This is a genomic window from Neisseria sp. 20925_1_37 (assembly GCF_041433255.1).
GTDB classification, from domain to species: domain Bacteria; phylum Pseudomonadota; class Gammaproteobacteria; order Burkholderiales; family Neisseriaceae; genus Neisseria; species Neisseria flavescens_D.
In genome coordinates this window covers 1-13,482 of sequence record NZ_JAPWBC010000004.1, presented here as the reverse complement: position 1 = coordinate 13,482, position 13,482 = coordinate 1, and the positions used below count along the sequence as shown (strand labels likewise).

The window sequence follows — 13,482 nt, the reverse complement described above, 5'->3', positions numbered from 1 at the left end:
CACTGCCACCCATTCAAGGCCGTCTGAAAACAAAGCTAAAACAAGTTCAGATGGCCTCAAACCAACAATATGAAAGAAAATGAAAATGGCTAATACTACCTTGTTTCAATCGATTAAAAACCGTTTTACTAAAACCGATACCCATAATGAAGCCGGCGGTATCGCCTACACGCTGACGCCCAAACAACAGCTGGCACAGCTTGCTGCTACCGGTTGTCTGAACAATACTTACTATGCCGATGCCCAAAGTCAGCTTGACCAAGTATTGAAGTTGGCAGAAAGCCTGGATGCCGAGTTTATCGCCAAAACTGCCGTATATGCCCGTCAAAAAGGTTTTATGAAAGATATGCCTGCGCTGTTACTTGCCGTGTTGGCGCAAAAAGATGTGAACATGCTCGCCCGGGTATTCGACCAAGTAGTGGACAACGGTAAAATGTTGCGCAACTTCGCTCAAATCATCCGCAGCGGCGCAGTCGGTAGAAAATCTTTCGGCAACCGTCCGAAAAAACTGATGCAGACTTGGCTTTTGACTGCCACCGAAAAACAACTGTTGAACGCCGCCGTCGGTAATTCGCCGTCGCTGGCAGACGTGGTCAAAATGGTGCACCCCAAACCGCGTGAAGCATGGCGTGCCGCATGGTTTGCATGGCTGATCGGCAAACCTTACGACCGCGAAGCATTGCCGCCCATTACCCGCGCTTTTGAAGACTACAAACAAAGCCGAGAAGGCGAATTACCCAACGTTCCTTTCCAAATGCTCACTGCTTTAGACTTGAACAGCGGCGACTGGGCGCAAATCGCCTGTAACGGTTCATGGCAGCAGGTTCGTCAAAACCTGAACACTTTCCTGCGCCACGAAGTGTTTGCCAAAAGCAAAAACATCAAAATGGTGGCAGAAAAACTGCGTGACGAAACCGCCATTGCCTGCGCCCGCGTCCTGCCTTACCAATTGCTGACCGCGTATCAGGCAACATCTAATCAAATGCCGTTTGAAATCCGCGAAGCGCTGCAAGATGCGATGGAAACCGCCGTACAAAACGTACCGGCCATCCAAGGCAAAGTCGTGGTTTGTCCGGACGTTTCTGGCTCTATGCACAGCTCGGTTACCGGCTATCGCGGCAGCGCGACCACCAAAACCCGCTGCATCGATATTGCCGCGCTCGTGTCCGCCGCCATGTTGCGTACCAATCCGCAAGCCCGCGTGATACCGTTTGAACAAATCACGGTAAACGTGCAGCTCAATCCGCGCGACAGTATCATGACCAACGCCGAAAAACTCGCCAATATCGGCGGCGGCGGAACGGCATGCAGCGCACCGCTTGCCATGCTGAACCGTGAAAAAGCCGACGTGGATTTGGTCGTCATCGTGTCAGACAATGAAAGTTGGGCAGATGACAACCAAGGATGGGGCGCAACAACCAGCCTGATGAAAGAGTGGAATATTCTGAAACGACGTTGCCCAGAAGCCAAACTCGTTTGTCTGGATATCCAGCCCTACACCAAGGCTCAAGCACGAAACCGTCAGGATATTTTGAACATCGGCGGCTTCTCCGACCAAGTATTCTCCCTGATTGGTTCCTTTGCCGAACGAGGCATGGGTACAGATTTCTGGGTAGAAGAGATTGAGAAAACGCCGTTGGCAGTTGTGAACTGAAGCTAAGGCCGTCTGAAAAAAGGGTGGAAATATTTTTCAGACGGCCTATTTATTCAGGGCAAGCTGAGAAAAAGAATAAGGAAATAAAATGCAAAAATTTATCTTAATCCGCGGTCATCAAGGTTCGGGAAAATCGACGTTTGCCGAACAAAAAGCCGCGGAATTTAAAGCGCAGTATCAGGATGCGGAAGTTGTCCGTATTGAAAACGATTTGTTCATTACCGATGAATACGGTGAATATCGTTGGTCGGGCGAAGCGGTGGATAAGGCGCAAAAACGCGGCAATGTCTTGATGACTAAAACCTTGAGACTTGGACGTCAAAATCCGAATCGAAATATTCTGATCATTAATTCCAATACTAACCAAAAAGCTTCGCGTTGCCGTCATTTATTGGATCAGGCGGAGAAAAGCGGTTTTGAAACAGAGGCCTACCGACTGCACAATTTCTATCCCAACCTGCACGGCGTGAAAGAGCATGATGTGTTGGCGGCGTATATCAAGTTGAACCAAAACCGAGTGGCAAACGAAATCCATATCGAGGCCGTGCAACCGGCAAATGCGGAGCAGTTAGAACAAATCGAACAGATGCAGGCTGTCGAGCATAAGCCGCTGGTGTTTGATGAAGCGCAGCAAACCTTTGTGACCGATCACTATCTGCAACACGGCAGCCGCAACTTTACCGCCAAAGCATCCAAGCGTTATCCTGAATTGCGCGTGTTGAAATACGCCCGCAGCGTGTTCTATAACAACCGCTTTGATGATGCTTTGCTGGAAATGCGCGGTTTGATTATCGATGCGCATAATCGAATCATTGTGCGCCCGTTTAAAAAAGTGTTCAATTATTCGGAATGTATTGCCAAAGGCAGCCGCTATCCGATCAGAATCGGCGACGAGAGGCTGGTGGACGCGGTGGTGAAAGTAAACGGCTTCCTCGGCTGCTGCACTTTCGTCTCGCTTTCAGACGACCATCCGTCCCACGGCGCTTCGTTTGACGGCAAAGTGCTGTATTCGACTACCGGTTCGCTTGATAGCGTGTTTGCGGACATGACCGCCGCACACTGCGCGCAATACGAAACCCTGTTCCGCGCTTATCCGAACCACACTTTTTTGTTTGAAATCACAGACGCAAAAGACGTGCACATCATCCGCGAAGAATTGGGGGAAACCTTAATCGGCTGCATCGACGTGGCGACAGGCCGTCAGTTTACCGAAGCCGAATTGGACGAAATCGGCAAACAATACGCCATCCGCCGCCCCGAAACGCTGAAAAACATCACGTTCGGCGAGCTGAAAGGCCGTCTGAAAAATGTGGAACACGAAGGCTTTATGGTATTTGATGCGCAAAACGGCGAAATGTTGTTCAAACTTAAATCGCCGTATTATCTGATTTCTAAGTTTTTAGGACGAAGCAACGAGGGGAATATCGGCCGCAAACTGGATAAACGCCATGTTGATGAAGAATTTTATCCTTTAATCGACTATATCCACGAGTATCAGGAAGCATTCAACGTTATGCCGGAATCGGATAAGATTGCGTTCATTCAGGCGTTTTTGAGACAGTTGTAAGGTCGTCTGAAAAAATGCCGTATGTTTGTGTTAGTATGGCGCTGGCGGATGGAGTGTTTCATCTGCCATACTTTTAGTGAATAAGGAAAAACAATGAAAAAAACAAGTATCGTTAGGAAACTGATGCTCGCTGTCGCCATGCTTCCGTTGGCTGCTCAAACTGCGCAGGCTGAGGAATTTGGGTCTTTCGGCGCTCCGCCTAAAGGCTTCAAAGTCGGCTATCAAACCGCGCAAAATGGTGTGACATTGATAGAACTTGTGCCGCAGAAACAGACTGTGGAAGACTGGACGCAAATGGTCACGCTGCAATCTATGGCAGGTATGAAACCGGGTGTTGAGCAGTTTTTCGGCAATCTTTCAGCCTCATGGCAGAATGCCTGTCCGCAAAGTAGTGTCAACCCAATAACGGCAGGTGAAGAAAACGGCTATCCATTCGCTTTGGTGATGTTGTTTTGCGCCAACAATCCGCAAACCAGCAAACCTGAATTTACTTGGATAAAAGCCGTACAGGGTAACGAAGCTTTGTACGTGAAGCAATATGCTTTCCGTTACGAGCCGACGAAGGCCGAATTGACCAATGCCGTCATGCATTTGCGCAATTTACGCGTCTGCGACAACAGCGCAGGACATCCTTGCAATAAAAAAGGAAAATAAGCATTTAAATATTTTCAGACGGCCTTACCGGTTTTGCTAAAGCGAAACGTAACAAGGCCGTCTGAAAATATATGGAGCAACACGTATTTATTTTCCGCGCTCGTACGCTTCGATTTCGCCGACTTTAGGTGCATAGCTGCTGCTTGTGTTGTGGCGTAAGTCCAACCAGATATCGACCAATGCCCAAGCGGCAGGTGCGGCAATGACGTTTTGCCCCATACATAAAACCTGCGCATCATAGTTTTCTACCGAGCCGCGGAGCGTGAGTAAATCATGCGCCGTCGCCGCCCGTATGCCGCGCACTTTATTGGCGGCAATTGCCGTGCCCACGCCGGTGCCGCAAATCAACAGCGCACGGTCGGCACGTCCTGCCGCGACTTCTTTGGCCGCGGCAAACGAGAGTTGCGGATAGGTCCCTTCGGGCGAGGATAAATCGACCAAGCTGCTGACGCGCAGGTCGTTTTGCAGATGCGCTTTGAGCGCGTCTTTCAATATTGCGCCGTTGGCCGGCGCGGCAATAACCAAACGCATAAAAACTCCTTGAAGCACACAATAAACATTATTCAGCATACGCCCGCGCGTGATACGATTCAAGCCTGCAACGCAGAAAGCACGGTATGAGCAAAACCTACTTCACATCAGACCTACATTTCTCACATAAAAACATTGCCAAATTCTGCCCGCAATTTCGATCGTTCGATAATGTGGAGCAGATGGATGAATTTTTAATCCAAACGTGGAATGAAACCGTTACGCCTGAAGATACGGTGTACAACTTGGGAGATTTTTCCTTTGCCCAAGACTATAAGCAGATAGAGCGCGTTTTGTCGCGTTTGAACGGGCAACATCACTTGATTTACGGCAATCATGATCATGTGATTCGGCAGCATGCCGATTTTTTCCGCAGCCAAACCAAGCATGACGGTCATCCGCTGCTGTCGTCCATACGGCCGTATTTGAAACTCAAATTGCCGGAAATTAAGAATACGCTGGTTCTCTTTCACTATCCGATTCAGGAGTGGGACGGCTGCTATCAGGGCTGGTATCACTTGTACGGCCATTTGCATGACAGGGTGGCGGAAATCAAAGGGCGTGCTTTAAATGTCGGATTCGATTTGCACGGCCGTTTTTTGACGGTACAAGACGTCGATAAGTTTTTGTGCGAGTTGCCTAAAATTTCATATTTTGGCGAAGCAGGCTTGAAGGCCAATTCGCCGGAAGAAGCGGCTGAGCTGGTGTCTCGGAAACTGGCGCAGTTAAATCAGGTATAATTTCAGACGGCCTTTGCGGATTTCCGGCAAAGGCCGTCTGAATATCAATTTCCCATTTTTGAGAGATACATGGAAAACCTTTTGGCTTACTTACTACAAAAAATCAGCCTCCCCAATCAAACCGGCAAGGACAAGTCATGAGCGGTAAGCCTTTGAAGTATCCCGTTTCTGCTTTGGTTGTTTTGCATGATAAAGACGGCAATATCCTGCTGATTGAACGCACGGCGCCGCAAGGTTTTTGGCAGTCGGTTACCGGCAGCTTGGAAGAAGGCGAGCGCATCGAAGAAACTGCATGGCGCGAAGTGTGGGAAGAAACCGGTATCCGCCTTGCAGACGGCCAGCTGGAAAACTGGCATGACAGCACCGTTTATGAAATCTATCATCACTGGCGCCATCGCTATCCCAAAGGCGTTTTTGAAAACCGCGAACACATCTTCTCCGCCCAAATTCCACACGATACGCCTATCGTCTTGCAACCGGACGAACACGTTGCCTACGGTTGGTTTGGCGCAGAAGAAGCGGCGGAAAAAGTGTTTTCGCCTTCCAATAAACGCGCAATTTTAGAATTGGTCAAAAGGTTGAATGCCAAAAAGGCCGTCTGAATACGACAGTTTCACATTTTCAGACGGCCTTGGGTTTGCTATACTTTCGCCGTTTGACTCTCTTTAAAATCAAAGGAAACCATCATGGCAGACTTCAACAAAATCCTGACCCCGGGCGACGTGGACGGCGGCATCATCAATGTTGTCAACGAGATCCCAGCAGGCAGCAACCACAAAATCGAGTGGAACCGCAAACTGGCCGCTTTCCAACTCGACCGCGTTGAACCGGCAATTTTCGCCAAACCGACCAACTACGGCTTCATTCCGCAAACTTTGGACGAAGACGGCGACGAATTGGACGTATTGCTGGTTACCGAGCAGCCTTTGGCAACCGGTATTTTCCTGGAAGCACGCGTTATCGGCGTGATGAAATTCGTTGACGACGGCGAAGTGGACGACAAAATCGTCTGCGTTCCGGCCGACGACCGCAACAACGGCAACGCCTACAAAACTTTGGCCGATTTGCCGCAACAACTGATCAAACAAATCGAGTTCCACTTCAACCACTACAAAGACCTGAAAAAAGCAGGTACCACTAAAGTTGAATCTTGGGGCGATGTAGAAGAAGCGAAACAAGTCATCAAAGAATCTATCGAACGTTGGAACAAACAAGCCTAATCAGTTTGTCCCGTCCAATATCAAGGCCGTCTGAAAGCAAAGTTCAGACGGCCTTTTTATGTTCCCAACCGATATAACAAAATCGTCTTTAAAACAAACAAACCATTCTTTCCCATTTTCAGACGGCCTCATTAAAGTAACGCCTATACCAAAAATAAGGAGTGCTTCAATGACTGCTACCACGACCGACCCGCGCGCCAAGCTGCCTGATACACCGCTTTCCGGCAACGAAGCCTTGAAAGAACGCAGCGATTATCTGCACGGCACCATTAAAGAAGAGTTGAAAGACGACTTTACCGGCGGCTTTACCGCCGACAACTTTCAACTTATCCGCTTCCACGGCATGTACGAACAGGACAACCGCGACATCCGTGCCGAGCGTACCGAACAAAAGCTTGAACCTTTAAAAAACATGATGTTGCGTTGCCGTTTGCCCGGCGGCATCATTACGCCGAAACAGTGGCTGGGTATCGACAAATTTGCCGGTGAAAATACGATTTACGGCTCCATCCGCCTGACCAACCGCCAAACCTTCCAATACCACGGTATTCTGAAAACCGATTTAAAACAGGCACATCAGGCATTGCACAAACTTGGTTTGGATTCCATTGCCACAGCCAGCGATGTCAACCGTAATGTGTTGTGCACCAGCAATCCTGTACAAAGCACTTTGCACCAAGAAGCCTATGAATGGGCGGCGCGCATCAGTATGCACCTTCTGCCGCGCACCATGGCATATGCCGATGTATGGCTGGACGGTGAAAAAGTGTTTACAACCGAGCCGACCGAGCCGCGCAATAAAGAAATTGCCGACGACGTAGAGCCGATTTTGGGTAAAACCTATCTGCCGCGCAAATTCAAAACCGCCGTTGTGATTCCGCCTGATAACGATGTGGACATTCATTCCAACGACTTGGGTTTTGTGGCGATTGCAGAAAACGGCAAGTTGGTAGGGTTCAATGTATTGGTCGGCGGCGGTTTATCCAGCGAACACGGTAATACCAAAACTTATCCCAATATTTCCTATGAATTCGGTTTCGTTCCGCTTGAATACACCCTCAACGCCGCAGAAGCCGTCGTCAGCACCCAGCGCGACTGGGGTAACCGCAGCGACCGCAAAGCAGCGCGTACACGCTATACGCTGCAACGCGTCGGCGTAGATGTGTTCAAAGAAGAAGTCGAAAGACGCATGGGCATTAAGTTTGAGCCCATCCGCCCTTACGAATTCACCCACCGCGGCGACCACATCGGCTGGGTACAAGGGCATGAAGGCAACTGGCATTTGACTTTGTTTATTGAAAACGGCCGTCTGCTCGATTATCCCGGCAGACCGTTGAAAACAGGTATCCGCGAAATTGCTAAAATCCATCCCGGCGACTTCCGTCTGACTGCCAATCAAAATCTGGTGGTTGCCAATGTGCCGCCGGAATTGAAAGACATGATTGATAAAATCGCCAAAGAACATGGATTAATCAGCAAATCGATTACCATCCAGCGTGAGAACTCGATGGCCTGCGTTGCCTTGCCGACTTGCCCGTTGGCGATGGCGGAGGCTGAACGTTTCCTGCCGACATTCTCCGATAAAATCGACGCAATGTTCGCCAAATATGGCTTGGAAGACGAATACATCGTTTTGCGCGTAACCGGTTGCCCCAACGGTTGCGGCCGCGCCATGCTGGCGGAAATCGGTTTGGTCGGCAAAGCGGTCGGCCGCTACAACCTTTACGCAGGCGGCAACCGCGAAGGTACCCGCATTCCGCGCCTGTTTAAAGAAAATATTACCGAACCTGAAATCCTTGAAATTGTCGAAGGCTGGGTGGCAGATTGGTCTCGAAACCGTTTGGATGATGAAGGTTTTGGCGATTTCGCCATCCGTACCGGCATCGTCAAACCTGTATTGGATGCTCCGCGAGACTTCTGGGCATAACGCATACAGACAGATCCACAAGTCTGCAATAAGAAAATAGAGAAGGGCTAAAGGCCGTCTGAAAATCAGATTTTCAGACGGCCTTTTATATTGTGCGAGTTTATATTAAAGATAGGGTATAAACTGAATCAGCGACGGCGGCCAAAGCCTCGCCCCATGCTTGGGCGGCGGTAGTTGGAAGGCTGACGCGTAGTTTCGCGGTAACGCTGTTGCTGCTGGGCGTATTGTTGTTGCGCATTTTGCTGTTGGGCACGCAGGGTGCGCGTATTCAGCTGTTGGCTAGTGCGTCCGTTTGGACGTGCGGTTTGATAATAGTTGGCACGGGCTTGACGGGCAATCGGGCTGTTTTGATTGCGCGCCTGAGTAAATTTATTGGCCAATGCGTTGCCGATAAATGCACCGGCTGCAGTACCTATCAAGCTTTGCAGCAGCCAGCTGCCGGTGGATTGGTCGTAGATGTATTGTTGGCCGTCTGTACCGGTTACCGGTTGGCCGTTGTTGCCGTTGGCTTGTGCCTCGGCAGGAATGGTGTCTTTCACGGCTTCAGGCGTGAGCTGGTAAACCGTATTATCTTCTTGTTGGCCTGCTTGTTGTGCTAACTGTTGTTGTAATGCTTCGATTTGTTTTTGTTGCTGCTCAAGCTGCGCTTGGGTATTGTCTTTACAGGCAGCGAGGGCAAAAGTGGAAAGGGCGGCTAAGGCAATCAGTTTTTTCATTGTTTTTCCTGAGAGAAGTTTGTCTTTGCCGAGATTTCGGCGGAGTGTGTTTGCCTAATATTAAACCATTTCCCTGTTTTTCAAGTAGTTTTACAAAATAATATTGGAAAGTTGCGCTGCAAATGCACGGCTGTTGGCAGCCAGATTGCCCAGTGCAGGCATTTCATGTTCGGTTTCGATAATCAGCAGGTTGGCAGGGCGGCGGGTGTGCAGGGACATTTGCATTTCAGCGGGAGAGAAGGGCATGTGATGGCGTTTGGCGAAAGCTTCGGCACGTTTGTTGGCGGTTTTGAGCATAGGCAGCAGGGTAATGTCCAAATGGAAACGGCGTACGCCCAAAACCAAAATACGCGCTGCGAAGAAATCCGCTTCATCAGTAAAAACGTTGGGGCTGCTTTGATTGAAGTCGTGGCGCTCTGCGGCAATCAAGGTCGCGATGGTGCGTACTTGCGGAATCAGGGCTTCGCTGATGAGGCTGTCAGGCGAATCAGGCAAAGTGTGCATGTTGAGCATGCTGTGGTGGCTGTTGCTGTCAACGACCATGCGGCAGGTGTGTAACATTTGTGTTTGGCTATGGATTTTAGTTGAGGCAGTCATGGCTGTATTCCTTATTTCTTAAAAATGGGTGGATTTAAGCGGCCATGGTGGGTATAAAAAAAGCCGCTCAAATGAGGCGGCTCTAATTTGCGTATTTTCAATTTGGTCTGTTTCAGACAAGCGCAAAAAAGTACCGCACGTTTGTGTGGTACCAATAGAAAAAAGTAGCAGAGCGTTGCGCGGTTTGCATGATGAAAATACGTCTTTAATGTATAAAAGAATGAAACGTAGTTTAAAACAAGAATGCCAGTAATTTCAATATCCAATCGACAAAACCCACCAATAAATCTACAAGTTGTTGTAATCCTTCCAATTTATTTTCTTTCAAGTGAGTCAAATTTGCACAATTATAATGCAAAACCGGGTAAATTGATAACAATCCGAGCTGGCTCTTTAAAAAGGACGTCTGAAATTTAGCTTTCAGACGGCCTTTATTTTTGTTTATCCAATCAATAAACGTCGCGTTGGTAGCGTTTGTCTTCGCGCAGGTCGTTGAGGTAGTCTTCGGCTTCGTCACGGCTGAGTTTGCCTTGGGTTTCGATGACTTCGATCAGGGCGTTTTCGACATCGCGTGCCATGCGTGCGGCGTCGCCGCAGACGTAGATGTGTGCGCCTTGTTGCAGCCAGTTCCAAACTTCGGCGGCGCGTTCGGTGATTTTGTGTTGGACGTAGACTTTGTGTTCGCCTTGTCGGCTCCATGCGAGGTCGGCGCGGGTGAGGAGGCCGTCTTTGCGCCATTCGCTCCATTCGAGTTGGTAGAGGAAGTCGTCGGCCAGGCGTTGGTTGCCGAAGAAGAGCCAATTTTTGCCGCTGTCGCCATTGGCTGCGCGTTGTTGCATAAAGGAGCGGAATGGGGCGACGCCTGTGCCTGCGCCGATCATGATGATGGGGGTATCGCCGTTTTGGGGTAGGCGGAAGTTGGGGTTGGGTTCGACAAAGACGCGGACTTCGCTGCCTTCTTCGAGGCGTTCGCCCAAGTAGCCGGAAGCTGTACCGGTGTAGGTGTGGTCGTGGTGGTTGAAACGGACGACGCCTACGGTAAGGTGGACTTCTTCACCGACTTCGTCTTGTGCGGAGGCGATGGAGTAAAGGCGCGGGGTTTGTGGGCGGAATAGGCTGTATAGGGTTTGTGCGTCCAGTGGGTGTAGATGGGCGGCAAATACGCCAACGGGCGGTGTGGCGGCGAGATAAGCGTCTAGTTGGGCTTTATCTGCGGCTATGATTTTGAGTTCTTCGTTGTTTGTTAATTCGGCGTATTGTTGGACGAATGCAGGTGTGTTTTGGGTAATGTCTGCAGATTCGGTCAGGGCGGTACGGATGTCGGTTTCGCGGCCGTCTGAAAGTTGGACGGTTTCGTTGCCGTTCAGTTGGTTGAGGTCGAGGATTTCTTGAACGAGGTCGGCGGCATTCAGCGGCCATACGCCGAGTGCGTCACCTGCCTGATAATGCAGACCTGAGCCGCTGAGGTCGATTTCGATGTGTTCGACGTCTTTCTCTGCGTCGCGCGAGGTGATTTTTTGGCGCACGGATAGGGTGGCTGTGTAGGGTTTTTCTTTGGTGTAGACGGTGCCGCTACTTGGTGTTGCTGAGCTGTTTGGTGTAGCGGTTGGACTTGGGCTTGCTGCTTGGGCGGTCAATTCGGCTACTTTGGGTACGACGGCGGCAATCCATGTGTCGGCATCGGCTTGGAATTCTAAGTCGCAAATGCCCAAGTCGTTCAGACGGCCTGCGCCCAGTTCGGCAAATTTGGCATCAAAGTCTTTGCCTGCTTGGCAGAAGTTGGGATAGGAGGAGTCGCCAAGGCCCAAGACGGCAAAGGTGAGTTTGCTGAGATCAGGTTTCTTTTTGCCGTAGATGAATTTGTACAGGGGCAGGGCTTCTTCGGGCGGTTCGCCTTCGCCTTGGGTGGAGGTAACCAAAAGCACGATGTCCTCGTCGGGCAGGGTTTTGCTTTTGAAATCGCCTGCGTTGCTGAGGCGGGCTTCTACGCCTGCGGCTTGAAGTTTGGCGTGTAAGGATTCGGCAACGCTGCGTGCATTGCCGGTTTGGGAGGCGGAGAGGACTAATACGCGGCGGCTGACTGTCGGGGCAGCTGTTTGCAGGGCAGATGGTTCGGCTGCTGCTCCGGATACGCCTTGGCTTTGCGCCCAGCAATAGCCGGAGAGCCAGGCAAGTTGGGTGGGGGATAGGGTTGAGAGTTGGACGGAGAGTTCGGGTGGAAGCGGATTGGCTTGGCTCATTTGGATTCCTTTGTTGGACGGCTATAACCGATTGTTTGAATAATGGACAGTCGCCACTTTAAACAGGCCGTCTGAAAAAAGGAAAGAATGCTTGGTTTTAATTTAAGATGATTTCGTTATATTCGGGAAGGTATTAGGCCGTCTGAACATGCTCGTTCAGACGGCCTTGGATTGGATAGAAACGAGATTTTCAGTTTCCGCTGGAGAGTTTCATCACTACGACGCCGGAGATGATGAGAAATGCTCCGAGCCAGCGGCCGAAGTTGGCTGCATCGTTGAAAAATACAACGCCTACCAAAAAAGCTCCTGCCGCGCCTATGCCTGTCCAGACGGCGTAGGCTGTACCCATCGGAATACTTTTTTGGGCAAGGTAAAGGAGGTATACGCTGCCGACGATGCAGGCAAGCGCGGCGGCAAAGCCATGCCAGCGGTAGCCTTCCTGTTGTGCCAGCTTTAAGCCCAATGGCCAGCCGATTTCCAGCATACCGGCTAAGATTAAATAAAACCAACTCATAATATGTCCTGATAGTGTGTTAAGGTTTCAGACGGCCTTGGAAAGATTGTTTTCTTCCGAGAGTTCAACGCGTTGTCCGATATCTTTTAGATTGGAGTATTGTTCGACCAAGCGCGGTACGTCGTCCAAGCTTATTGCAAACATCCATAAATAAGTGCTGACGGAATAGATATGGCCGGCGCTTCCGTAGCCTTTAAGCGTCATGTGTATAAAGGCGAAGCCGAACAATACGCTCATCGCCATGCCGATACTGAGATAGCCTAAGGCTTCGCGGTTGGAAATCAGCACGCGTAGTTTGGCAACCCAGCCATAGTGGCGGTAGAGCTGATGCTCGTTGCCGTCGCAGATAAGGTGGTTGTCGCGTTCAAGCCGGTTGTTTAAACGGAAATATAGATTTTCGCTGATGGCGGCAAAACGCGGCAGCAACCATAAAAACAGGGCAAGTATCGCGACAGCCAATACGCCTACCCAAAATTCCAGTATCAGCAACATCATACATGTACCGAAGATGGAGACCAGCGAAGTAGCAGCGATGGGCAGGTGTTCTTCAAAAAAACTGACAAACTCACGCGATAGGGCGACGCGTGCAGTAATAGCGGAATGCGGTACTTCTCGTTTGCGCTGTTCCAATACAACGGGGACGGCGATTTCGGTATAGATTTGGGTAAACGTACGCGTATCTGCTGCTCGGCGGGCGGCTCCGACCAGCCACATTAATAAAACCACCACGCCATACAACATCGCCTGCCAGACGTTGCCTTTCATAACGGCATTAATCGCCCAGCCGCCAAACACGGGATATACCAGAAAGAGCAGATTATCCAAGCCAACGAGAGAGAAGGTTGTGATGAGTTTTCGGTGGTGTGTTTGACCGATGTGTTTCAACATTTTCCACATGGTTGCCCTCCTTATTTAGTATTGAGGGTTTGCGCCATTAATTCGGCCAATGCGTCCAAATCGGCAAACAGTCGGGCTGCACGTTTTTCACCGAAGGTGATAAAAATTCGTTTGCTGAATTCCTGCATGTTTTGCACCAATGGTGCGGCGTATTCCTTGCCTTGCTCGGTCAGCGACAATAAGCGTTCGCGTTTGTCTTGTTCGCTTTCGTGAAATGTCAGCAAG

Annotated in this window: 13 protein-coding genes and 1 pseudogene; 7 read left to right on the top strand and 7 right to left on the bottom strand. The window is 50.1% G+C overall.

The features are described from left to right. Positions 1 to 79 precede the first annotated feature (79 nt). The 3 genes from O3661_RS04085 (at position 80) to O3661_RS04075 (ending at position 3,875) form a co-directional block, all read left to right on the top strand. Positions 80 to 1,654, top strand: coding sequence for an RNA-binding protein (locus O3661_RS04085; protein ID WP_371492386.1), 1,575 nt, complete (start codon positions 80 to 82; stop codon positions 1,652 to 1,654). A gap of 88 nt (positions 1,655 to 1,742) precedes the next feature. Continuing rightward, positions 1,743 to 3,221 (top strand): 2'-5' RNA ligase, encoded by a 1,479-nt coding sequence (locus tag O3661_RS04080; RefSeq protein WP_371492385.1) that lies wholly within the window; start codon positions 1,743 to 1,745, stop codon positions 3,219 to 3,221. Positions 3,222 to 3,314: 93 nt separating this feature from the next. Beyond that, on the top strand, positions 3,315 to 3,875 hold the full coding sequence (locus tag O3661_RS04075) for a hypothetical protein (RefSeq protein ID WP_371492384.1): 561 nt from the start codon (positions 3,315 to 3,317) through the stop codon (positions 3,873 to 3,875). An 87-nt stretch (positions 3,876 to 3,962) separates the two neighbouring features. Here O3661_RS04075 and O3661_RS04070 read toward each other — a convergent pair whose 3' ends face one another. Further along, a complete protein-coding gene (locus O3661_RS04070; RefSeq protein ID WP_371492383.1) occupies positions 3,963 to 4,406 on the bottom strand; it encodes an RpiB/LacA/LacB family sugar-phosphate isomerase in 444 nt (147 codons plus the stop codon). Between the two features lie 86 nt (positions 4,407 to 4,492). Here O3661_RS04070 and O3661_RS04065 point away from each other — a divergent pair, with 86 nt between their 5' ends. The 4 genes from O3661_RS04065 (at position 4,493) to cysI (ending at position 8,293) form a co-directional block, all read left to right on the top strand. Beyond that, positions 4,493 to 5,146, top strand: a complete 654-nt coding sequence (locus tag O3661_RS04065; RefSeq protein ID WP_371492382.1) for a phosphoesterase — start codon at positions 4,493 to 4,495, stop codon at positions 5,144 to 5,146. A gap of 137 nt (positions 5,147 to 5,283) precedes the next feature. Next, entirely contained in the window at positions 5,284 to 5,748 is a 465-nt protein-coding gene (gene nudB, locus O3661_RS04060) for a dihydroneopterin triphosphate diphosphatase (protein ID WP_371492381.1), read from the top strand. 84 nt (positions 5,749 to 5,832) lie between these two features. After that, a complete protein-coding gene (locus O3661_RS04055; RefSeq protein ID WP_003678634.1) occupies positions 5,833 to 6,366 on the top strand; it encodes an inorganic diphosphatase in 534 nt (177 codons plus the stop codon). A 169-nt stretch (positions 6,367 to 6,535) separates the two neighbouring features. Further along, positions 6,536 to 8,293: an assimilatory sulfite reductase (NADPH) hemoprotein subunit gene (gene cysI / locus O3661_RS04050; RefSeq protein ID WP_371492380.1), complete on the top strand. Its 1,758-nt coding sequence runs from the start codon at positions 6,536 to 6,538 to the stop codon at positions 8,291 to 8,293. A 128-nt stretch (positions 8,294 to 8,421) separates the two neighbouring features. On the opposite strand, the gene O3661_RS04045 is transcribed toward cysI, so the two are convergent. The 6 genes and pseudogenes from O3661_RS04045 to O3661_RS04020 form a co-directional block, all read right to left on the bottom strand. After that, complete coding sequence (locus O3661_RS04045) at positions 8,422 to 9,009, bottom strand: hypothetical protein (RefSeq protein WP_293198073.1); 588 nt, start codon at positions 9,007 to 9,009, stop codon at positions 8,422 to 8,424. Between the two features lie 90 nt (positions 9,010 to 9,099). After that, positions 9,100 to 9,606, bottom strand: a complete 507-nt coding sequence (locus O3661_RS04040) for a hypothetical protein (RefSeq protein ID WP_003685697.1) — start codon at positions 9,604 to 9,606, stop codon at positions 9,100 to 9,102. 449 nt (positions 9,607 to 10,055) lie between these two features. Continuing rightward, positions 10,056 to 11,846, bottom strand: a complete 1,791-nt coding sequence (locus O3661_RS04035) for an assimilatory sulfite reductase (NADPH) flavoprotein subunit (protein ID WP_371492379.1) — start codon at positions 11,844 to 11,846, stop codon at positions 10,056 to 10,058. A 190-nt stretch (positions 11,847 to 12,036) separates the two neighbouring features. Continuing rightward, a complete protein-coding gene (locus O3661_RS04030; protein WP_371492378.1) occupies positions 12,037 to 12,360 on the bottom strand; it encodes a multidrug efflux SMR transporter in 324 nt (107 codons plus the stop codon). A 27-nt stretch (positions 12,361 to 12,387) separates the two neighbouring features. Continuing rightward, a complete protein-coding gene (locus O3661_RS04025; RefSeq protein ID WP_371492376.1) occupies positions 12,388 to 13,257 on the bottom strand; it encodes an ABC transporter six-transmembrane domain-containing protein in 870 nt (289 codons plus the stop codon). 11 nt (positions 13,258 to 13,268) lie between these two features. Continuing rightward, positions 13,269 to 13,482 (bottom strand): annotated as a pseudogene (locus O3661_RS04020) (MarR family transcriptional regulator); the annotation flags it as partial.